At 67.8% G+C, this 19,976-nt stretch carries 19 protein-coding genes and 1 tRNA gene; 15 read left to right on the top strand and 5 right to left on the bottom strand.

Annotation, left to right across the window (positions count from 1 at the left end):
* The first annotated feature begins 7 nt into the window (after window positions 1-7).
* The 14 genes from D1409_RS11910 (at window position 8) to D1409_RS11845 (ending at window position 13,026) form a co-directional block, all read left to right on the top strand.
* On the top strand, window positions 8-1,189 hold the full coding sequence (locus D1409_RS11910) for a UxaA family hydrolase (RefSeq protein ID WP_123537211.1): 1,182 nt from the start codon (window positions 8-10) through the stop codon (window positions 1,187-1,189).
* The gene (locus D1409_RS11905) at window positions 1,186-1,509 is read left to right on the top strand and encodes a UxaA family hydrolase (protein WP_123537210.1); all 324 of its coding nucleotides are present in this window, start codon (window positions 1,186-1,188) and stop codon (window positions 1,507-1,509) included. Before D1409_RS11910 ends, D1409_RS11905 begins: the two co-directional genes overlap by 4 nt.
* Window positions 1,506-2,612: a UxaA family hydrolase gene (locus tag D1409_RS11900; protein ID WP_123537209.1), complete on the top strand. Its 1,107-nt coding sequence runs from the start codon at window positions 1,506-1,508 to the stop codon at window positions 2,610-2,612. The genes D1409_RS11905 and D1409_RS11900 overlap by 4 nt, the downstream gene beginning before the upstream one ends.
* 56 nt (window positions 2,613-2,668) lie before the next feature.
* Complete coding sequence (locus D1409_RS11895; RefSeq protein ID WP_123537208.1) at window positions 2,669-3,217, top strand: peptidylprolyl isomerase; 549 nt, start codon at window positions 2,669-2,671, stop codon at window positions 3,215-3,217.
* 215 nt (window positions 3,218-3,432) lie between these two features.
* Window positions 3,433-5,379 (top strand): ABC transporter substrate-binding protein, encoded by a 1,947-nt coding sequence (locus tag D1409_RS11890; protein ID WP_123537207.1) that lies wholly within the window; start codon window positions 3,433-3,435, stop codon window positions 5,377-5,379.
* A 115-nt stretch (window positions 5,380-5,494) separates the two neighbouring features.
* Window positions 5,495-6,577: an ABC transporter permease gene (locus D1409_RS11885; protein ID WP_123537206.1), complete on the top strand. Its 1,083-nt coding sequence runs from the start codon at window positions 5,495-5,497 to the stop codon at window positions 6,575-6,577.
* A 3-nt stretch (window positions 6,578-6,580) separates the two neighbouring features.
* A complete protein-coding gene (locus D1409_RS11880; protein WP_123537205.1) occupies window positions 6,581-8,128 on the top strand; it encodes an ABC transporter permease in 1,548 nt (515 codons plus the stop codon).
* Window positions 8,125-9,321, top strand: a complete 1,197-nt coding sequence (locus D1409_RS11875; RefSeq protein WP_123537204.1) for an ABC transporter ATP-binding protein — start codon at window positions 8,125-8,127, stop codon at window positions 9,319-9,321. The genes D1409_RS11880 and D1409_RS11875 overlap by 4 nt, the downstream gene beginning before the upstream one ends.
* On the top strand, window positions 9,318-10,661 hold the full coding sequence (locus D1409_RS11870; protein ID WP_206425043.1) for an ABC transporter ATP-binding protein: 1,344 nt from the start codon (window positions 9,318-9,320) through the stop codon (window positions 10,659-10,661). The genes D1409_RS11875 and D1409_RS11870 overlap by 4 nt, the downstream gene beginning before the upstream one ends.
* Window positions 10,651-11,043 carry a DUF7555 family protein gene (locus D1409_RS11865; RefSeq protein WP_123537203.1) on the top strand — a complete coding sequence of 131 codons (393 nt, stop codon included), beginning with the start codon at window positions 10,651-10,653 and terminating at the stop codon, window positions 11,041-11,043. Before D1409_RS11870 ends, D1409_RS11865 begins: the two co-directional genes overlap by 11 nt.
* Window positions 11,044-11,128: 85 nt before the next feature.
* Window positions 11,129-11,680, top strand: coding sequence for a DUF7529 family protein (locus D1409_RS11860; RefSeq protein WP_123537202.1), 552 nt, complete (start codon window positions 11,129-11,131; stop codon window positions 11,678-11,680).
* Between the two features lie 175 nt (window positions 11,681-11,855).
* Entirely contained in the window at window positions 11,856-12,128 is a 273-nt protein-coding gene (locus D1409_RS11855) for a hypothetical protein (RefSeq protein ID WP_123537201.1), read from the top strand.
* Window positions 12,129-12,243: 115 nt separating this feature from the next.
* Window positions 12,244-12,328 (top strand) — tRNA-Leu (locus D1409_RS11850).
* A gap of 182 nt (window positions 12,329-12,510) precedes the next feature.
* Window positions 12,511-13,026, top strand: coding sequence for a DUF5813 family protein (locus D1409_RS11845; RefSeq protein ID WP_123537200.1), 516 nt, complete (start codon window positions 12,511-12,513; stop codon window positions 13,024-13,026).
* A gap of 23 nt (window positions 13,027-13,049) precedes the next feature.
* Here D1409_RS11845 and D1409_RS11840 read toward each other — a convergent pair whose 3' ends face one another.
* From D1409_RS11840 to cheB, 5 genes are read right to left on the bottom strand one after another with little or no spacing between them, the layout of a single operon-like run.
* Window positions 13,050-13,913: a CheF family chemotaxis protein gene (locus D1409_RS11840; protein WP_123537199.1), complete on the bottom strand. Its 864-nt coding sequence runs from the start codon at window positions 13,911-13,913 to the stop codon at window positions 13,050-13,052.
* A 49-nt stretch (window positions 13,914-13,962) separates the two neighbouring features.
* Window positions 13,963-15,189, bottom strand: a complete 1,227-nt coding sequence (locus tag D1409_RS11835; protein WP_123537198.1) for a HEAT repeat domain-containing protein — start codon at window positions 15,187-15,189, stop codon at window positions 13,963-13,965.
* Entirely contained in the window at window positions 15,189-15,998 is an 810-nt protein-coding gene (locus D1409_RS11830; RefSeq protein WP_123537197.1) for a CheR family methyltransferase, read from the bottom strand. Before D1409_RS11830 ends, D1409_RS11835 begins: the two co-directional genes overlap by 1 nt.
* 28 nt (window positions 15,999-16,026) lie before the next feature.
* Entirely contained in the window at window positions 16,027-18,168 is a 2,142-nt protein-coding gene (locus tag D1409_RS11825; RefSeq protein WP_123537196.1) for a chemotaxis protein CheA, read from the bottom strand.
* The gene (gene cheB, locus D1409_RS11820; RefSeq protein WP_123537195.1) at window positions 18,169-19,281 is read right to left on the bottom strand and encodes a chemotaxis-specific protein-glutamate methyltransferase CheB; all 1,113 of its coding nucleotides are present in this window, start codon (window positions 19,279-19,281) and stop codon (window positions 18,169-18,171) included.
* A gap of 188 nt (window positions 19,282-19,469) precedes the next feature.
* Here cheB and D1409_RS11815 point away from each other — a divergent pair, with 188 nt between their 5' ends.
* Window positions 19,470-19,919 (top strand): chemotaxis protein CheW, encoded by a 450-nt coding sequence (locus tag D1409_RS11815; RefSeq protein ID WP_123537194.1) that lies wholly within the window; start codon window positions 19,470-19,472, stop codon window positions 19,917-19,919.
* Window positions 19,920-19,976 lie beyond the last annotated feature (57 nt).

The following is a 19,976-nucleotide window of genomic DNA, read 5'->3' as shown; positions in this document are numbered from 1 at the left end:
CGCTCCCATGGACACCTTTCACGGCTACCGCCGACCGGACGGCCGGATCGGCGTGCGCAACCACGTGGCGGTGTTGCCCACGTCGGTCGCGGCGAGCCCGGTAGCGGACCGGGTCGCGAGCGACGCCGGTCGCTGGGCCCGCGCGACGCCGCACCAGATGGGGACGAGTCAGCCCGACGCTGGGCGCGAGCGCACGCGGATGGTCCTCTCCGGGATCGGCCGCAACCCGAACGTCGGCGCGGCGCTCGTGGTCGAACTCGGGACAGAGGATCTGAGTGCGGAGACGGTCGCCGACGACATCGCCGAGTCGGGCAAGCCCGTCGAGACGCTGGCCGTCCGCGAGGCCGGCGGGACCGCCGGCGCGCTCGACGCCGGCGCGGACGTCGTCGCCGACCTCTGGGACGAGGTGGGCGACCAGTCCCGCGAGGAGGCGGACGCGAGCGAACTCGTCTTCGGCGTGGAGTGCGGTGGGAGCGACGCGACGAGCGGCATTGCGGCCAACCCCGCCGTCGGCGACGCGTCGGACCGCCTCGTCGACGCGGGCGGGACGCCCTGTATCTCCGAGACGCCGGAGTTCATCGGCGCCGAACACGTCGTCGCCGAGCGCTGTGCGGACGCGAGCACGCGCGAGAAGCTACTCGACTGCGTGAATCGCCGCGAGGGCCTGGCCGACCTGATGGGCGTGGACATGCGGGGCGCCCAGCCGTCGCCCGGCAACCAGGAGGGCGGGCTGACGACCATCGAGGAGAAGAGCCTCGGCGCCATCGCCAAGTGCGGCACGCGGCCGATCCGCCACGTCGTCGACTACGGCGAGGAGATCCCCGTCGGCGGCGGCGTGACGGTGATGGACACGCCCGGGTACGACGTCGAGAGCGTCGTCGGCAAAGTCGCCGGCGGCGCGCAGGTGATCGCCTTCACGACCGGCCGCGGGTCGACGACGGGCAACCCGATAGCGCCGGTGATCAAGGTGACGGGCAACCCGCGGACCGCGGAGCGACTCGCCTCGAATATGGACGTGGACGCGAGCACCGTCGTCGAGGGCGAACCGCTTTCCGAGGCGGGCGAGCGGGTGTACCGGACGCTCCTCTCGGTCGTCGACGGCGCGGAGACGGCGGCAGAGACCCGTGGACTGGCGGAGTTCGCGATCAACGAGCGCCAGCCCCTCGAACTCGCGGAGGGCGGGTCATGAAAGGCGAGGTACTCGACGGCCGGGCGCTCCTGATGGCCGACGACGACACCGTGGCGACGGCGCTGGAGGACCTCGAAGCGGGCGACCGCCTGGCGGACGCCGACCCGCCGCTGACCGTCAGCGAGGAAATCCCGTTCGGCCACAAGGTGGCGCTCACGGACATCGAGGCGGGCGAGCGCGTGCGGAAGTACGGCGAGGTGGTCGGCGAGGCCTCCGAGTCCATCGCGCGCGGCGAGTGGGTCCACACCCACAACTGCGAGAGCCTGCGGGGGCGGGGCGACCGAGCGGCGGTCGAGCGCGAGGGCGGTGAGTCGGCGTGAGCCTCCGACAGGGGTTCTCCGCCGTCGACCGCGGCGAGCGCGGCGTCGGTGTCCGCGACCGGGTGCTGGTCCTCCCGTCGGTCATCTGCTCGCGCGTCGTCGCCGACCGCATCGCCGAAGGGGTGCCGGGAGCGGCGAGCGCCCCGCACGACCACGGTTGCGGGCAGATCGGCGCGGACAAGGACCAGACGCTCCGCGCGTTCCTGGGCGTGGGCTCGAACCCCAACGTCGCAGGGACGCTCGTCGTCGGCCTCGGCTGTGAGTCGATCCAGAGCGACGACGTGGCCGCGGACCTGACGGACCTGGGGGTTCCCGTCCGCCAGACGGCGATCCAGGACGCCGGCGGCACCGACGCGACCGTCGAGGCCGGCGTCGCCGCCGTCGAGGATCTGCGTGCGTCCGAGCGGTCGGGTGCGGAGCGGACGGCCGCGCTCTCGGATCTCACGGTCGGCGTCGTCTCCGGTGACCTCTCGGCATCGACGCGCGAGACGGCCGATCCGCTCGTGGGCGAGCTCGTCGACGAACTAGTCGGATTGGGCGCGCGTTTGGTCGCGGCAGGGAGCGAGCGCGCGGTGGTACACCCCGACGCCGCGGCGAAGCGGGCGGCGAACGACGAGGCCGCCGAGGCCGTCCGGGCACTGGTCGAACGCCACCGCGGTCAGCCTGCCCGGGCGTCCCGGGTCGGGCGCGACGCCGCGGACCACGAGTTCGACGCCGTGACGCGGGCCTGGGGCGACCAGCCGATCCGGGACGTGCTCGCCTACGGCGAGCGCACGGATCTCGACGAGGGACTGGCCCTCGTCGACGCGCCGTCCCGGTTCGAGGAGGCAGCGACGGGGCTGGTCGCGGCCGGGGCGCAACTCGTGGTCCACGTCACCGGCGAGGGCGTGCCGACGGGGCACCCTGTCGCGCCGGTCCTCAAGGTCTCGGGCGACGCGGCGACGCTGTCTGCGGTCGGCGACGACGTCGACGTGGACGCGAGAGCGGCCGACGTTGATGATCTCCTCGGCCGAGTGCGGGCGGTCGCGGGCGGCGAGCGCGTGCGCGCGGAGGAGCACGGGCTGGAGGCGTCGGCGATCACGCGAGTCGGCCCGTCGATGTGACCGGATCGGACAGCGGTACCACCAGCGTTTTCTTCGCGCCGGTGCTCCCTCGAACTATGAGTGACGACCTGACTGCGACACTCCACACCTCCGAAGGTGACATCGAGGTTCGACTGTTCGAAGACCGCGTGCCCCGCACCGTCGAGGCGTTCGTCGACCACGCGACCGAAGCGGACTACGAGGAGGCCGAGGTCGGTCCGGGCGAGGGCGCCTGGGAGGACCCCGAGAGCGGCGAGAAGCGCGTCGACCCGCTGTACGAAGACGTCGAGTTCCACCGCGTCATCGAGGACTTCATGCTCCAGGTCGGCGACCCGACCGGCACCGGCCGCGGCGGCCCGGGTTACACGTTCGACGACGAGTTCCACGACGACCTGCGCCACGACGAACCCGGAAAGCTCTCGATGGCCAACCGCGGCCCCGACACCAACGGCTCGCAGTTCTTCATCACGCTGGACGCCCAGCCCCACCTCGACGACAAACACGCCGTCTTCGGCGAAGTCGTCGACGGCATGGACGTGGTCGAAGCCATCGGAAACGTCGAGACCGACCCCAGCGACCGTCCCATCGACACGGTGCTGCTCGAATCCGTCGAAATCCACGACTAATTCCGGCCGCCCCGGCGCTGGGAGCACATACTTTTATTACCTCGACTCACTAGCTGTCTGTGGTAGACAGTTCCATACCTACGATTCCCTGTTATAATACCAGGGGATCAAATATAATTTAAAATAATTTTCGACCGGCGTGGTATGGCGGTTTCGGGAGAAACTGATCACAAGTTCCACCGCAATTTAAGTGGTACGGCAGGCTATGCCACAGTATGCTTCGCGAATCCGACGATTCCGACACTAGCCGACGACGGTTTCTGAAAGCGACGGGCGCTGCGACCCTCACTTCCATGGTCGCGGGCTGTGGATCCGACGGGAACGACACTGACACGCCGGGAGACGGTGCCGGCGACGGCGACGGCGATGGCGACGGGATGGACGGCGACGGTGACGGCGGCGGCGACGGCGACGGCGACGGTGACGGCGATGGAACGGACGGTGACGGCGAGACGGACACCGACACTGGGCCGATCACGATCAACGGGTATCCGTACGGGGTCGGCGAGACGCGAATTCAGGAGGCACAGCAGGTGATGGAGGAGGCCGGCTACGGTGAGGACAATCGGTTCACCCTCGACTGGCTCCAGTACACCAGCCCGACGTGGACGGAGATGGCGGACACCATCGCCAGCCGGCTGGAGTCTGCGTACATCGACATGAACCAGAGCGAAGCGGCGTTCTCGCCGCTGCTGGAGACCACCCGCAACGGCAACCACATGGCCTACACGCTGGGGTGGATCGCGGACTACCCCGGCCCGCAGAACTTCGTCCAGCTGCTCGACCCGGAAAACACCGTCTACGACGAGAACGACGCCGCCAACGGCGCGCGTATCTTCTGGTCCGAGGACGCCGACGCCGACGAGGAAGTTCGGCAGTTCATGACCGAGCAGTTCGACAGGATCGAGGACAACCCGCAGGACACCGAGGACGCCGCACAGATCCGCGGTGAAGCGGCCGTGAACATGGAAGAGGGGATGTGGCAGGAAGCGGCCCTGCTACCCCTCTACCAGTCGGTCACCGAGGGCATGTGGTACGACTACGTCGACTACAACCCGCCGGGCCCGATGGGTCCCTCGCGGGCGAAGGCGAACGTGTCCGTCTCGGGGATCGAGGGCAAGGACCGCCTCTCGACGACCTCCGCGACGTTCAGCAGCCTCGACCCGATCGCCTCGGGCAACACGGCCAGTGGCGGGAAGATCATGGACATGTTCGACGCCCTGACGAACTACCGGAACGGGACCACCGAGGTCGAGAACCTCCTGGCGACGGAGTACGAACTCAGCGAGGACTTCCGAACGTACACGTTCTCCATCAAGGAGGGCGTCACGTTCCACGACGGCTCGGAACTGACCGCCGCCGACTTCGAGTACTCGATCAAGCGGCTGATGGCGTCGACGAACTCGACGAACGCCCGATTCCCGATCAGCGTCATGGGCATCGAACACGAGACCGACGACGACGGCAACGTCGTGCTTGACTCCATCGGCGTGTCGGCGACCGACGACTACACGCTCGAGATCACCACGAACGAGCCGTTCGCGTTCTCGCTGTCCGTGCTGGCCTACTCGGCGTTCTCCGCGGTGCCCGAAGGTATCGTCGGGGACATCGAGGGCTACGACGGCGAGATGGAGTGGGAGGAGTTCTCCCAGAACCCCGTCGGGTGTGGCCCCTTCGAGTTCGTCAACTGGGAGTCCGGTAACGGCGGCGAGTTCGTCATGGACGCCTTCGACGACTACCACGGCGAGGGCGCTTCCTTCGACGGGATCGACGCGGCGATCCTCACGGAGACGCAGGCGACCTACAACCGCTTCCTCAACCAGAACGCCGACATCGGCGGCGTGCCGACCGCACAGTACCAGGCCGACAGCGTCTCGATCGACGAAACCGACGACCTCGGACGGGACCTGGGGACCTACGAGCTCGAGAACGGCGAGACGGTCAACTACGCTCGAACGCCGGAACTTGGGACCTTCTACATCGGCTTCAACATGGAGGAAGTGCCCAAGGCGGTCCGCCAGGCGATGGCGTACGCCATCAACCGGCCGGAGTTCATGGAGAACGTGTTCAAGAGCCGCTTCGAACCGGCCTACCACCTCACGCCGCCCCAGATCTTCCCCGGCGGTATCGAGGCGTACGACGAACACGTCAATCCGGAGTAACGCCGGTCTCCCCCGTATCAGCGGCTACCTCCGATGACTCGCCACCGCAGACGACGGACGTATTACTCGTCGGCCCGCATAGCGGAACGAACACACGTATAACGGATACGACGCCATGAACAAACTCCTATATATCGCGAAGCGGCTCCTCCTGGGGATCCCGGTAGTACTGTTCGGACTCACGATGACGTTCGTCATCATCTATCTCTCGCCGTTCGACCCGATGACGGCGATCCTGGGTCGCGACTCCGACCCGGAAACGGCCCGGCAGCTGGCTATCGCGCTCGGACTCCGGAACCCCGACGGCAGTCCGGTCCCCCTGTGGATCCAGTACAAGGACTTCCTCGTCGAAACGATCACGTTCAACTTCGGCCAGTCGTGGGTCGTCACCCGCGGGCAACCCGTCGGCGCGCTCGTCTGGGAGCGGATGCCGGCGACGGTGTGGCTGGGCTTCTGGTCGGTGCTCATCGCACTGATATTCGGTATCCCGCTCGGCCTGTACGCCGGCCTCCGCTCGAACACGTGGGGCGACTACACCGCCTCCTTCGGCGGGATCGTCTGGCGCGCGATGCCCAACTTCTGGCTCGCCGTCATGCTCGCCGGCCTCCTCTCGGCCGGCGGCGCCCTCTCCTTCTACCGGGGCTTCCTCATCCCGACCGACGTGATCGGGACCTCGGACGCGATCGGGGCGCTGTTCGGCGGTTTCACACCGATATCGAGCCTGGAGTGGCTCCGGATACCGGTGCCGAACCTCTACAACTGGGCCGCCGGGTTCAAGTGGATCCTCCCGGCCGCCCTCGTGCTGGGTTCGTCGTCGATGGGGAACGAGGTCCGGATCGGTCGGACGGCGGTCCTCGAGAGCATCAACGCGCCGTACATCGACACGGCGAAGGCGAAGGGGCTCTCGACGCGGTCGATCATCGGGAAACACGTCGCCAGGAACGCCATGATCCCGCTCTTGCCGGTGATCATGGGCGAGTTCTACCTGCTCATCGGCGGGTCGGTACTCGTCGAGTTGATCTTCGGTATCCGGGGGCTGGGGAACCTCTTCCTCTCGGCGATCTTCGCCTCGGACGTGCCGATCATCGGCGCGCTGACGTACGTCTTCATCCTGATAATCGTCTTCTTCAACATCGCGCAGGACATCGCCTACACGATAATCGACCCGCGCATCGGGCTGGAAGGAGGGAACGAGTGAATCATGTGTGCAACGCTCACTGACACGGCCCGAGACCGCGAACGGCAGGACGAGACGACGCTCCGCGAGCGGATCGCGGCCAATCCCGAACCCGCCATCGCGTGGTCTCTCGTCGCGGTCGCGCTGATCGGACTCGAGTTCGGGGCGTTCATCGCGGGACTCCTGCTGGTGGTCGACTCGGCGGTCATCGCCGTCACCGCGCTCATCGAGGTGACAGTCGGACTCGTCTCGCCGAGCGCGTCCGAGAGTATCGTCGGCATCCAGCAGGCGGCCAGCGGGACCCTCGACGGGTTCCGGAGCACCGCGAACAGCCTCCCGACGCTGCTCTCCCGGGAGACGATCCCGAATCAGGGCTACAAGACCGGACCGAACGGCCCGTGGGAGAACACCTTCCTCGGGCTCGAACCCGCGGTCGCGTGGGCGATCCGCGCGGCGCTCGTCTACGCGTACGCGGCGTTCGTCTCGTTCTGGGCGTTCCGCGGCTGGAAGATCTTCCGTGCCAACTACCGGCAGTCCGACTGGACGCCCCGCGACGACGTGATCGACCGACTCGACGGCCACCGCTGGGCGCAGTTCGGGATCATCGTCGTGTTGATATTCACGACGATGGCCCTGTTCGCCCCGGCGCTCGGGCCGACGACCGTCGAACAGAACATCCAGTCGCCGTACAGCCACGAACTGCAGTACTTCGACGCCGAGGACGGTGAGGTCCGAACGGCACTGGTCGGCGACGCCAACTTCAACTCCAAGTCGAAGGGCAACGGCGAACAGAACGTCGGACCGATGACCTACGACGACTTCGGCCGGTTCCACCCGTTCGGTACGCTGACCAACGGGCGGGACCTGTTCACGTTCGCGGTCATGGGCGCGCGGATATCGCTCACGGTCTCGGCGCTCTCGATGGCGATCGCGGGGCTGATAGCGATCGTCATGTCGCTCGCCTCGGCGTACTACAAGGGGATCGTGGATCTGGCCGCGATCCTCTCTGCGGACGGGATAACGTCGATCCCACAGCTACTCCTGCTGTTGATGGTCGCGATGGCGTTCCAGGGCCACTGGCTCTCGGACGTGTTCAACGGCGGGTTCCTCCTCGCGCTGGTGTTCGGCTTCACGGGCTGGCCGGGACTGTGGCGCGCGGTCCGCGGTCCCGCGTTGCAGGTCTCCGAGGAGGAGTGGATCGACGCCGCGCGGAGCTTCGGACAGCGACCGAGCGTCACGATGCGAAAACACATGTTACCCTACGTGCTCCCGTACCTGCTGATCTACGGGTCGATGGCGGTCGGTGGTATCATCATCGCACTCTCGGCGCTCTCGTTCATCGGGAGCGGGCTCGGCATCAACCCGCCGACGCCCGCCTGGGGCCGAGCCATCTCGATGGGTCGGGAGTACGTCTCGACTCAGTCGTGGCACATCGCGCTCATCCCGGGGGTCCTCATCGTCGTCCTCGTGACCGGGCTCAACGCCTTCGGTGACGGCATCCGCGACGCGATCGACCCCGAGAGCGAAGGCGGCGCCGAAGAGGAAGCCGCTGCAGGGGGGACCGCAGGATGAGCACACCTCCTGCCGGCGACGACCGGCACGTCCCCGAGGACCGACGGACCGAGGAGGAGCCGATCCTCTCGGTGCGCAACCTCCAGACGGTGTTCCACACCGACCGGGAGACGATCCGCGCCGTGGACGGGATCGACCTCGACATCTACGAGGGCGAGACCGTCGGCCTCGTCGGCGAGTCCGGGTCGGGCAAGAGCGTCACCGCCCGCTCGATCATGGGACTCGTCGACGAACCCGGCGAGATCCTGCCGGGCTCGTCGATCAAATTTCAGGGCGAGGAGATCACCGGCTACGACACCAAGCAGTACCAGAACCTCCGGGGGAGCGGGATCGGGATGGTGTTCCAGGACCCGCTGTCGTCGCTGAACCCCGTGTTCACCGTCGGCAACCAGATCCGGGAGGCGCTGAAGGTGAATCGCGGGATCACCGGGGAGGCCGCTCGCGAGGAGGCGATCGACCTGCTGGAGGCCGTCCAGATCCCCGACGCCTCCCGCCGACTCGGGGAGTACCCCCACGAGTTCTCCGGTGGGATGCGCCAGCGAGCGGTCATCGCGATGATGCTCGCCTGCGACCCGGAGGTGCTGATCTGCGACGAACCGACGACCGCGCTGGACGTGACCATCCAGGCGCAGATCCTCGACCTCCTCAGAGAGCTTCAGGAGGACCGGGGTCTGTCGATCCTCTTCATCACGCACGACATGGGCGTCATCGCCGACGTCACGGATCGCGTGAACGTGATGTACGCCGGCGAGATCGTCGAGAAGGCGCCGACGGAGGAGCTGTTCGCCGCACCGAGTCACCCGTACACGCGGGGACTGCTCGAGGCGATCCCGGGTCAGCAGGCCGGTCAGGAGCGACTGCGGACCATCGAGGGCGACGTGCCGACGCCGAACGAACCGGCGACGTACTGTCGGTTCGCCCCACGCTGTCCGCAGGCGTTCGACGACTGCGAGGCGGTCCACCCGGAACTCGTCGGCGTCACCGAGGGCGAGACCGAGCACACCGCCGCGTGCCTCCTCTACCCCGAAGACATGTCGACGGGCGAGGCGGTCGCCTACCACGAACGGCTGGGCGGCGACAGTTCGGGGACCGACGAGTCAGGCGCCGCCGGCGACGGCGACGTCGCGGCCGACGGCGGTCGCTCGACCGGGGACCGTGGCCGCGATTCGGTCGACGGAGGTGACGGCCGATGAGCGAGATGACACAGCAGCGCGGCCGCGCTGACCCCGCCGTGGTCGGCGAGACGCTCGTCGAGGTGAAGGGGCTGAAGAAGTACTACGGCGGCCAGGGCGTGCTGGCGGACCCGCCGGTGAAAGCCGTCGACGGCGTCGACTTCACCATCCAGCGCGGGGAGACGCTCGGGCTCGTCGGCGAGTCGGGCTGTGGGAAGACGACGCTCGGTCGGACGCTGGTGCAACTGGAGACGGCGACGGAGGGCAGCGTCGAGTTCGACGGCACGGACATCACCGAGCTGACGGGCAAACAGCTCAAGCAGTGGCGACGCAACGCCCAGATCGTCTTCCAGGACCCCGAGTCGAGCCTCAACGACCGGATGACGATCGGCGAAATCGTCCGCGAACCGCTCGACGTCCACGAGGTGGGGAGCCCGCGCGACCGCCGCGACAAGGTCAAGGACCTGCTCGCCTCGGTCGGACTCCAGCCCGAACACTACTACCGGTACCCCCACCAGTTCTCCGGGGGACAGCGCCAGCGCATCGGTATCGCCCGCGCGCTGGCACTCGAACCGGAGTTCGTCGTCCTCGACGAGCCGGTGAGCGCGCTCGACACGTCGGTGCAGGCGAAGATCCTCAACCTGCTGGAGGACCTCCAGGAGGAGTACGACCTCACCTACCTGTTCATCGCGCACGACCTCGCGGCGGTCCGTCACATCTGTGACCGCGTCGCCGTGATGTACCTCGGGAAGATCATGGAGATCGGACTCACCGAGGAGCTGTACACCGACCCGGCCAACCCGTACACCCACTCGCTACTGTCGGCGATCCCCGAACCGGACCCGACCGTCGAGAAGGAGCGGATCACGCTCCCGGGGACGCCGCCGAGCCCGCGAGACCCGCCGGAGGGGTGCCAGTTCACGACCCGCTGTCCGGCGAAGATCCGCCCGGAGACGCACGAGCAACTGGACGCCGAGACGTGGAACGCGATCGAGCGGTTCCGCGAGGTGATCCGCGAGCGGAGCCGGATCGACCTCTCGATCAGGAACCGGATCCGCCGTCGGGTCGGACGCTTCTCGAAGTACGACGACATCGACGAGACTGTCGCCGACCTCTTCGACGGAACCGGCGTCTCCGAGGAGGTCATGGCCCACGTCGAGCAGGCCGCCGACCACGTCAAGGACGGGTACCCGAACCGCGCTCGTGAGTACATGGGCGAGGAGTTCGACAGCGTGTGTGACACGACGCGACCGGACCTCTACACGGTCAGCCCGACGAACCGGCTGAGTTACTGTCACCGGCACACCGACGAGTACGAGAGCGTCGACTCGGTGCTCGGACGGCAGTCGGATGGCGAGTAACTGGCTCCGGGCCGCGGAGTTCCTCCTCTGGGTCGTCGTCGTGGGCGGACTCGTCTCCGCGGGAGCCGTCGGCGTCGGCTACCTGATCGGCGGCACGCTCGTCGCCGCGAAGTACGCCGTCTTCCTCGTCGGCGTCGCCCTCTTCGGCCTGGGGAGCATCGGCATCCAGCCCACCCCCTCCTACAAGGAGAAAAAGCGGGTCACGATGGAGTCGGCCCACCAGAACCGCCTGGAGGCGAAGATACAGGAGATCCCACCGCTCCGTGGCCGGCGACTCCCCTTCGACCAGCGAGTCGGTCGGAACGCGAAGGTGTTCGTCACCGGACTGTTCGTGCTCGCCGTCTCCCTGGTCATGGAGGTCGGCCTTGGGATCAGGGTGTAGTGGGACGGAACCGACCGGGCGAGCGCGGACCGTTCGCCGACCCGTCTGCACCACCCTTTACTGTCCGACCCGCGTTGGTCGGGACATGTCCCACGGTAGTGACGGTCCCGACACCCCCGACCGGAAAGAGGTTGTCGCGGACCACAGCGAGGAACTGAAAAGTGACTGGCAGCGGGCGCTGAGCGACATGCAGGCGATGGCCGAGGACCGCGAGGAACAGGGGTACGAGACCCTCGCCATCCCCGCCGGCGACACGACGACGCTCTCCCCCGACATGGGCGACGACGACCGGTGGGGGCTCGCCCACATCGTCCCCAACAACTACGCCGACGACTTCGAGGCGCTGTACGACGAGTCCTCGTTCGACGAGACGGCCGTCTACCAGCTTGAGAGCGGCGGGTTCGCCTTCCTCGTGACCGAACTGATCGACCACGACGCCGAAGTGGTCGTCTTCATCGCGGCGTCGTACGACCTGCGCTTCGCCGCGGGCCTCGTCCGCACCGCCATGGAGCGCGACGAGATGTACACCCACGTCCGAACGCTCGACCACACGAACCTCGGGACCGTCCACCACGACGACCCCGAGGCCTTCTTCCCCGACCCCGAAGCCATCTACGCCTACGACGTGACCGAGTAGCCCGGCCGGGCCGCTCGACCGTCGACGCGCTTCTCGTGCTCGTGCTCGTGCTCGCGCTCCCGTTCATCCCTAGCCCCGTGTGAACCCGTCTCGTGAAACGGAGTTCAGTAAACGCGCCTACAGAAATGTATTTCAGATTACCATTAAGGTGTCGGGGATCGTTCGATCGAGTGTGATGAGACGGAATCGACCCGCGGTCGCACGTGCGGCCCTCCCCTCGGAGTACAGTCTGGCGCGGACTCTGCTCGCGTCGCTCGCCCTCTCGCTGGCGGTCGTCGTCGGTGCCCTGGTGTTGATGTACCCCGGCCTCTCGGCGTTGCTGGTCGCGCTCGGTGTCGGCTCGTGGGCGCTCACCGCAGTCGTCCTGCGCGCTCGCCTGCATCGTCGCCCGGTCCGCCGACTCGCGATGATCCGGATCCCGTTCACCGACCTCCACCTGGAGATCTAACCGTCGGCGTCCGCGTCTAGCGACGCTCTCCTTTCGTTTCTCGCCTACTCGCTCGGTCAGTCACCGGTCCCGAGACCGTAACCGCTTTTCCCGCGGAGGGAAGACGGACGTACGCGCGAGGGTGGCTGAGCTAGGCCAAAGGCGGCGGGCTTAAGACCCGCTCCCGAAGGGGTCCAGGGGTTCAAATCCCCTCCCTCGCATGAAATCGGCCCGAACGGACGTGAGGGCCGTGTGAATTCTCGGTGGGATTCGAACCACGGCAGACCGAGCGAAGCGAGGTCTGGCATCGAGTTCAAATCCCCTCCCTCGCACTCTCTCGGTGACACGCCCGTCGAGTCGCGACACAGTGGGCTTTTGCCGGTCAGCGCCCTACGACGTGGTAATGACCGACGAGCTGCCGACGGAGGCGCGCGAGGCGTTCGCGGCCCACGAGGCGTTCGAAGCCGACGGCGACGGCTTCGGACTGACGACGACCGTCTTCGAGACGTACGTCACCGCGTTCGGCCGCGAGGACTACGCGACGGACTACACGGTTCGCGTCGAGGTGCTCAGCCTGCAGAGCGCGACCGAGGACGGACAGGTCGGCGACGCGGTCCAGCAGGGGTGGCTCGACACGTTCGAACGCCGACTGGCGGACGCGCCGATGGCGACGCGGGCCTCGGTGGACCTCGACGACTTCGACGTGCGACTGGTGGACGGAACAGTGATCGTGACCTACGAGTTCTCCTACGGCGACGCCGGCCGGGCGGCCGACATCGCGAAGACGTTCGTCGAGTACGTCGAGGGGACCTACGTCGAGGGTGTCGTCCCGGGCTACGACTACGAGGAACCGGTGACGGACCTCCTGAGTGCGGCCGCGACCGGCAGCGACGGCGAACGCGGCGGGACGCCACTGTAGCCGATCGGCCGAGCACAATCGCCTTACTGGTCGCTGATCACGTCGCTCGCGATGTTGCGACCGCGGGCTTTCAGGCGCACGTCGCGGCGGACGCGCTTCTCCCGGAGGATCTCTTCCTCGACGAGTCTGTCGAAGACGGCCTCGACCTCCTCGACCTCCATCCCGACGAACTCCGGGATCTCGAAGGGGGAGACGCCGGAGTACAGCGCCATCAGGACCTCCATCTCCGTCTGTTCGAGGTCGGCGTCGGTGGCGTTCTGGAGCTCGCCCTGCCGGACGAGCGACTCGAGGATCGCGATGTGGCGCGCGGTCCCGGAGACGTACGTCTGGACGCTCGTCCCGTCGTCGTCGGTGTGTTCGATCTCGAGGACGCGGCGCTCGTCGCCGCGGACGGTGGCCTCCCTCGCGGAGACCGAACCCACGTCTTCGAGTTCGACCTCGACGAACGACCCGCTCGCGACGGCGAGCCCGAGGTGGTCGGACTCGATGTTGATGCGCCCCTTCCCCCACTTGGCGTCCTGGACGACGCCGCCCTCGACGGCGGGGTGTTTCACGAGGACGACCTGCCCGTCGAGCAAGGCCGTGTAGAGCGACTCCTCGAACTCCTCGATATCCGTCGGGGCGACGAGGAGCACGTCCGAGTCGACCTGCAGCGAGAAGTAGCCCGAGACCGCCGCCATCGCCTGGTTGGCGTTCTTCCGGTTTTTCACCGTTCTGACCTTCGAGAGGGCGATCTGCCGTTTCCCCTCGTTGGTCGCGAGCACGAGTCGCCTGTTCGAGAGGAGGATGCGGCCGCTCTGCCACTCGAGGTCGTTGACCTTCCGGCCGTTCGAGACGACCGTGACGAATCTGCCCTGCGTGTCGGCGAGCGGCCGTTCGTCGCTCACTGTCGATCACCGTCCGTTCCGGGCCGGGTCGAGGGGTGAGGATCCCTGGTCATCCGCGCCCACCGAGTTTCGAGATCGCCGAGAAGGCGCGCTTGCGGACCTGTTCGTTCTCGGTCTCGTCGAGCAGTCTGTCGATGCGCTCGCGCGAGCGCTCGCCGCCGACCTTGCCCAGCGTGAACACGGCCTGTGCGCGAGCGTCGGCGGAGACGCCCTGCTCGTCGACGAGTTCGAGCAGGCGCCGCTCGACCGCCTTGTCACCGAGTTCGGCGAGACTCGTCGCCGCGAACTGCGTCGTCATCTGGTCGTCGGCCTCGAGCGCGCCGACCAGCGCCTCGACCACCCGCTCGCGTTCCTCGTCTTCGGTGACGCGGCCGAGGAGCCACGCGGTGTTGCGCTGCTGGGCCGCCTGCTGGCTCTCCTCGAGGATCTCAACCAGCGGCACGACGACGTTCCGGTCGTCGGTCTGGCTGAGCTTCTCGACGACGGTCTCCCGGATCTCGTGGCTCTGCTGGGTGGGGACGTTCGCGAGCAGTTCCACGAGCGAGTAGACGGCCGTCCGGCGGACCGCCGCGGCGTCGTCGGTGAGTGACTCGACGAGGTAGTCGACGGGCTGTGCGTTGGGGAAGTTGCCGAACGCGCCGACCGCGATCCGGCGGACGCGCTCGCTATCGTCCTGATACAGCGGGAGGAGCGCCGAGAGCGCCTGCCGGTTCCCGACGGTCCCGAGCGACTCGGCGGCCTCGCGGCGGACGGTCACGCTCTCGTCGGTCAGCAGGCCTTCGAGCGCGTCGGTCGCGCGCGAGTCGCCGATGAGTCCGCAGGCGCGGGCCGCACGGGCGCGGACGCGGGGGTCGGGGTCGTCGAACCGCTCGATCAGTTTCGGGACGGCGTCGGGCTGTTCGATCGCGCCGAGGCCGTTCGCGGCGGCCATTCGGAGTTCCGGGAGGTCGGCGTCCAGCGCGCGGGCGAACGCCTTGGCCTTCATCCAGTCGGCGCCCTCGCCGAAGTCCACGCCGGCCATGTCGGCGATCAACCGCTCGATGGCGTCGCCGCCCAGTTTGTCGAGGGAGTCGACCGCTGCGGCGGTCACCGCTTCGTCGGCGTCCGACCCGGCGATGCCGGTGAGGGCGTTCACGATGTCGTCGCGGTCGTCGTGGTCCGGGAAGTTGCCGAGCAGTTCGGCCGCGCGCTGGCGCAACTCGGGGTTGTCGCTGCGGCGCACGACGCCGATGAGTTCCTGCACGTCGCCGTCGCGTTCGAGCTGGTAGAGGGACATTAGGCGCGTCTGTAGATGCGGTGTTTCTTCTCGACCGGGTCGTAGCGGGTGCGGAACTCGGAGGGGAGCGTCTCGGTCATTCCGATCATCAGGTAGCCCGCCTCCGTGAGCGACCCGGTGATCGTCTCGAAGATCGGGACCTTGTAGTCCGCGTCGATGTAGATGAGGAGGTTCCGACAGCAGACGAGGTCGAAGTCGCGCTTCTCGGGGCCCCGGATCAGGTCGTGGCGCTCGAAGGTGACGAGATCCGACACCCGGTCGGTCACCGTGAACACGTCGCCCTCGCGGTCGACGTAGGGGTCGGTGGCCGACAGCGGTTCGAGTTCGGCCTCGATGTCCGTGGTCTGGGAGGTCTCGTAGCGCCCCGCGCGGGCGGTTCGGAGGATGTCGCGGTTGATGTCGGTCCCGAGGATCTCGACCCGCCGCTCGTCGATCTCGTCGTCGTCGAGCGCGAGCATGGCTATCGAGTAGGGCTCGCGCCCGTCGGCACAGGGGGCGCTCCAGATCGAGACCGACCGCTGCTCGCTGGTGAGGTCCCGGAGGACTCCCCGGAGCGACTCCCAGGCCTCGGGGTTGCGGAAGAACCCGGTGACGTTGATCGACAGCGAGTCGAGCAGGTCCTCCCGCTCGCCGTCGTCGTCCTCGAGCAACCGCTGGTAGGGGGCGTAGTCGTCCTTTCCGGTCCGGCGCATCCGGGCGTTGATCCGGCGGTCCAGGTACGCGTCGTTGTAGAAGCCCGACTCGAAGTCCAGCTCGCGCTCGATGTACCCGAGCAGTTCCTCGAAGTCGGCGCCGCGGTCGCGTTTCATCCGTTCGAACCCTCCGTCTCGCCGTGCATTAAAGCGTCACCACGTCGAGGATGTGGACGATGTTCCCGTCGCCGAGGACGGCAGTGCCGCTGAGGCCGGGCGTCCCGCTCAGGATGCCCTCCAGGGGCTTGACGACGACCTCCTCCTGGCTGTTGACGGCGTTGCACTTGAGCGCGACCTGCCGTTCGGACTCGCGGATGCGGACGAGCATCCCCTCGTCCCCCGCGGCCCCACTGCTGTCGACGCCGGCGGCGACGGTGTCGCTCCCGGCCGCACCGGCCGCGACGGCCGCCGTGTCGCCGGCCTCGCCGCTGGCGGTCGCCGCGGTTCCGGCACCGTCGGGGTTCGCGCCACCGGCTTCGGCAGAAGCCGTCCCGGGCACGTCGAAGCGCTCGGCGAGGTCGATCACCGGGTAGATGTCGTCGTTGTGTTTGATGACGTCGTTGCCGTTGATCTGTTTGACCTCGGTCGTCCGGGTGATCTCGTCCACGTTCTTCAGCGGGACGCCGTACTCCTCGTCACCGACCTCGACGAACAGCACCTTGACGATGGCCATCGTCACCGGGAGGCGCAGGGAGACGGTCGTTCCCTCGCCGGGGGTGGAGTCGACGTTGACGGAGCCGTCGAGTTGCGTGACCGTGTCGTGGACGACGTCCATCCCGACGCCGCGGCCGCTCGTGTCGGTCACCTCGTCGGCCGTCGAGAACCCGGGGTGGAAGACCAGGTCGTAGATCGCAGAGTCGTCCATCGTCTCGATCTCGTCGGAGGAGCGGACGCCCTTCTCGATGGCCTTTCGCTTGATCCCCTCCACGTCGAGGCCCGCGCCGTCGTCCTCGACCTCGATGATGACGTGGTCGCGCTCGCGGGAGGCGCGGAGCTCGATCTGGCCCGTCGTCGGCTTGCCGGCGGCCTCGCGCTCGTCCGGCGCTTCGATCCCGTGGTCGAGGGAGTTGCGGATGATGTGCATCAGCGGGTCGGAGATCTCCGTCAGGATCGTCCGGTCGAGCTCGATGTCCTCGCCCTCGATGGTGAACTCGACGTCCTTGCCGAGTTCCCGCGAGAGGTCCCGGACCATCCGCGGGAACTTGCCGACGACCTTCTTCAGCGGGATGAGCCGCATGTCCATCACGGTGTTCTGGAGGTTGGCCGTGATCTTGTCGAGCTCGTTCAGGTTCTCCGAGGCGCCGGCGAGGTCGTCGGTCTCGACGGCCCGGCGGAGCTTGATGCGGCTCGTGACGAGCTGTTCGACCAGGCCGTGGAGGTCGTCCAGCTGGTCGACGTCGACGCGGACGGACTTGATCTCGTCGACCGACGCGCCCTCGGCGTCCTCCGACGCGGCCGGGGAACCGACGGGGTCCCCTCCCGTCTCGGGAGCGGTGGCCGCCGACAGGTCGTCGGTCAAGTCGGTCACGTCGGCCGATTCGACCGCGCCGATGGCGTCGAGTTCCGCGGAGACCGCGTCCGCGTCGGTCGCGTCGAGGGCGAGCAGGAAGTCATCCTCGAACTCGCCGCTCTCGACCGCGTCGCGGTCGGGATCGGCGTCGAGCAGGTCGAAGACGTCAGTGATCCGGTCGAGCGCGAGCATGGCGTCGACGCCGAGCATGTCGCCCTCGCCGACGGACACTCGTGCGGACACGACGCGGCCGTCCGCCTCGTCCGGCGAGACGTCGAGCGCGTCGAGGTCGGAATCGCCGTCGGGTCCGTCTCCGAGGTCGTTCGACGGGTCGGGGTCGGCCGGGGACGCTGCTGCGTCGGGGGCCCGGTCGACGGCGCCGGTTTCGGCGTCGAAGTCGCTCTCATCGAGGACGGCACGCAGTTGCGCGACCATCTCCTCGGTGTCGGTCGTCGACTCGCCCTCGGACTCGATCTCGCGGACGATGACCTCGATCATGTCCACGCCGGCGAAGATGAGGTCCATCCGCTCGGACGTGACCGTCATCTCGTCCTGACGCATCGCGTCGAGCAGGTCCTCCACCGCGTGCGCGAGGTTGCTCGCGTCTTCGAAGCCCATGGCACCGAAGTTCCCCTTCAGCGTGTGGGCCGTCCGGAAGATCGAGTCCATCGCCGCCTGGTCGTCCGGGTCGCTCTCCAGGTCGAGCAGCGAGTTGTTCAGGTCGGTTATCGCCTCCTCACTTTCGCGGATAAACGCGTCTAGATACTGGTCGTCCATTTATGTCACCTCGAATGCGTCGAGTATCGCGGCCGCAACGTCGTTGACCGGTGCGACGCCGTCGACACAGCCGGTCTCGATCGCTCGCTTGGGCATCCCGAACACCGCCGACGTCGCCTCGTCCTGCGCGACGGTGAAACCGCCGGCGTCGTGGATGGCGCGGATGCCCCGCGCGCCGTCCTCGCCCATACCGGTCAGGATGACGCCCGCGAGCGGGTCGTCGACCACGTCGGCGGCCGTCTCCATCGTCACGTCGACGGCGGGCCTGACGTTGTTGACCGGCGGGTCCTGTGTGAGGCCGACGCGGAGGCGTCCCCGCCGGTAGCCCTGCACCTCCATGTGGTAGTCGCCGGCGGCGATGAGCGCCTCGCCGCCGCCGATCCGGGCGCCGTCTTCGGCCTCCCGCACGGTGTACTCGCTTCGCGCGTCGAGGCGCTCGGCGAACCGGCCGGTGAAGCCGCTGGGCATGTGCTGGACCACCAGGACGCGGAGGTCAGCGGCCAGCGGCAGGTCCGAGAGCACCTGTTCGACGACGGTCGGCCCGCCGGTCGACGAGCCGATCACGACGGTCGGGTCGTCGACGTACGTCTCGGTGTCCGCCGTCGCGGCGTCCGCGGGCCGGTCTGTGTCGACCCCGGCGTCGGCGTCGGTCGCGACGCCCGACCCCGCGGTCCGGGCCGAGGCCACGTCCGAGGAGTCGGTGGGGTCGACGGCGGCGACGGAACGGACGATCTCCACGAGCTGGTCCTGGAGCCGCGACATCTCCATGGACACCTCGCCGCCGGGCTTCCTGAAGAAGTCGACGGCGCCCTTCTCCAGCGCCTGAAACGTCACGTCGGCGTTCTCGTCGGTGTGCGCGCTCAACATCAGGATGGGGGTCGGTCGCGTCGACATGATCCGGTCGGTCGCCTCGATGCCGTTCATCTCCGGCATCTCGACGTCCATCGTCACCACGTCGGGGTCGGTCTCGGCGACGGCCTCGACGGCCTCGTGTCCGTTCTTGGCCACGCCGACGACGTCGATACCGCCCTCCTCGAGGATGTCGGAGATGACGCTCCGCATGAAATGCGAGTCGTCGGCGACCACCGCTCGTGGCGACGATCCTACTGCCATGTGACGCCCCCGGTGACGGCTCGGGACTGCCCCGAAACGCGTCCCCGGGGCCTCGCCGGAGCCGGCACCATACCTACTCACACACTGGCAGTAGCGCCGGGATAAAGACTCCGCCCGCGGAATCAGCGATGATAACCCGGAAGACACGCTTAAGTCGCCGGTGACGGGTGTTTCACTCAACGACTCCCATGGCATCCGGAACCCAGAACACGGCGGCGAGCGCGACCGACGGACAGGTCCTCGAGTTCTCGCTGGGCGAGGAGACGTACTGCGTGAGCATCGACTACGTGACCGAGATCGTCGACGCGGGGAAGGTGACGACGGTCCCCAACTCGCCGCCCCACATCCGCGGCGTGATGGACTTGCGCGGACGCACGACGTCGATCGTCGATCCGAAGGTCGTCTTCGGGATCGGCGACGAGGGGGCCGAGCGCCGGATCATCGTCTTCGACCCGGCTATCGTGAACGACCAGGGAGCGGCCGGCTGGATCGTCGACGAAGTGTATCAGGTCGTCCAGGTCGACACCGACGAGGTGGACGAGTCGCCGTCGCAGGACAAGGCGTCGATCCGCGGCGTCGTCAAGCGAGACGACGAGTTCGTCATCTGGGTCGACCCGAAAGCCGTCCACTCCGCCTGACAGTCCCGTCTCGGGGTCCACCCCGGCGGTGGATCCCGCGTCTCTCCCCGCTCCCAG

The organism is Halosimplex salinum (genome assembly GCF_003730195.1).
In the GTDB taxonomy this organism is placed as follows: domain Archaea; phylum Halobacteriota; class Halobacteria; order Halobacteriales; family Haloarculaceae; genus Halosimplex; species Halosimplex salinum.
Note: the sequence above shows the minus strand (reverse complement) of the source record. Positions and strands in the feature narration are given on the sequence as shown.

Bases quoted from the DNA above. Each gene is read 5' to 3' on its own strand.
- D1409_RS11875 (WP_123537204.1), top strand. From the start codon at position 8,125: ATGAGCACACCTCCTGCCGGCGACGACCGGCACGTCCCCGAGGACCGA.
- D1409_RS11895 (WP_123537208.1), top strand. From the start codon at position 2,669: ATGAGTGACGACCTGACTGCGACACTCCACACCTCCGAAGGTGACATC.
- D1409_RS11835 (WP_123537198.1), bottom strand. From the start codon at position 15,189: ATGTCCCTCTACCAGCTCGAACGCGACGGCGACGTGCAGGAACTCATC.
- D1409_RS11905 (WP_123537210.1), top strand. From the start codon at position 1,186: ATGAAAGGCGAGGTACTCGACGGCCGGGCGCTCCTGATGGCCGACGAC.
- D1409_RS11880 (WP_123537205.1), top strand. From the start codon at position 6,581: ATGTGTGCAACGCTCACTGACACGGCCCGAGACCGCGAACGGCAGGAC.
- D1409_RS11890 (WP_123537207.1), top strand. From the start codon at position 3,433: ATGCTTCGCGAATCCGACGATTCCGACACTAGCCGACGACGGTTTCTG.
- D1409_RS11885 (WP_123537206.1), top strand. From the start codon at position 5,495: ATGAACAAACTCCTATATATCGCGAAGCGGCTCCTCCTGGGGATCCCG.
- D1409_RS11860 (WP_123537202.1), top strand. From the start codon at position 11,129: ATGTCCCACGGTAGTGACGGTCCCGACACCCCCGACCGGAAAGAGGTT.
- D1409_RS11910 (WP_123537211.1), top strand. From the start codon at position 8: ATGGACACCTTTCACGGCTACCGCCGACCGGACGGCCGGATCGGCGTG.
- D1409_RS11830 (WP_123537197.1), bottom strand. From the start codon at position 15,998: ATGAAACGCGACCGCGGCGCCGACTTCGAGGAACTGCTCGGGTACATC.
- D1409_RS11845 (WP_123537200.1), top strand. From the start codon at position 12,511: ATGACCGACGAGCTGCCGACGGAGGCGCGCGAGGCGTTCGCGGCCCAC.
- cheB (WP_123537195.1), bottom strand. From the start codon at position 19,281: ATGGCAGTAGGATCGTCGCCACGAGCGGTGGTCGCCGACGACTCGCAT.
- D1409_RS11815 (WP_123537194.1), top strand. From the start codon at position 19,470: ATGGCATCCGGAACCCAGAACACGGCGGCGAGCGCGACCGACGGACAG.
- D1409_RS11865 (WP_123537203.1), top strand. From the start codon at position 10,651: ATGGCGAGTAACTGGCTCCGGGCCGCGGAGTTCCTCCTCTGGGTCGTC.
- D1409_RS11870 (WP_206425043.1), top strand. From the start codon at position 9,318: ATGAGCGAGATGACACAGCAGCGCGGCCGCGCTGACCCCGCCGTGGTC.
- D1409_RS11825 (WP_123537196.1), bottom strand. From the start codon at position 18,168: ATGGACGACCAGTATCTAGACGCGTTTATCCGCGAAAGTGAGGAGGCG.
- D1409_RS11855 (WP_123537201.1), top strand. From the start codon at position 11,856: ATGAGACGGAATCGACCCGCGGTCGCACGTGCGGCCCTCCCCTCGGAG.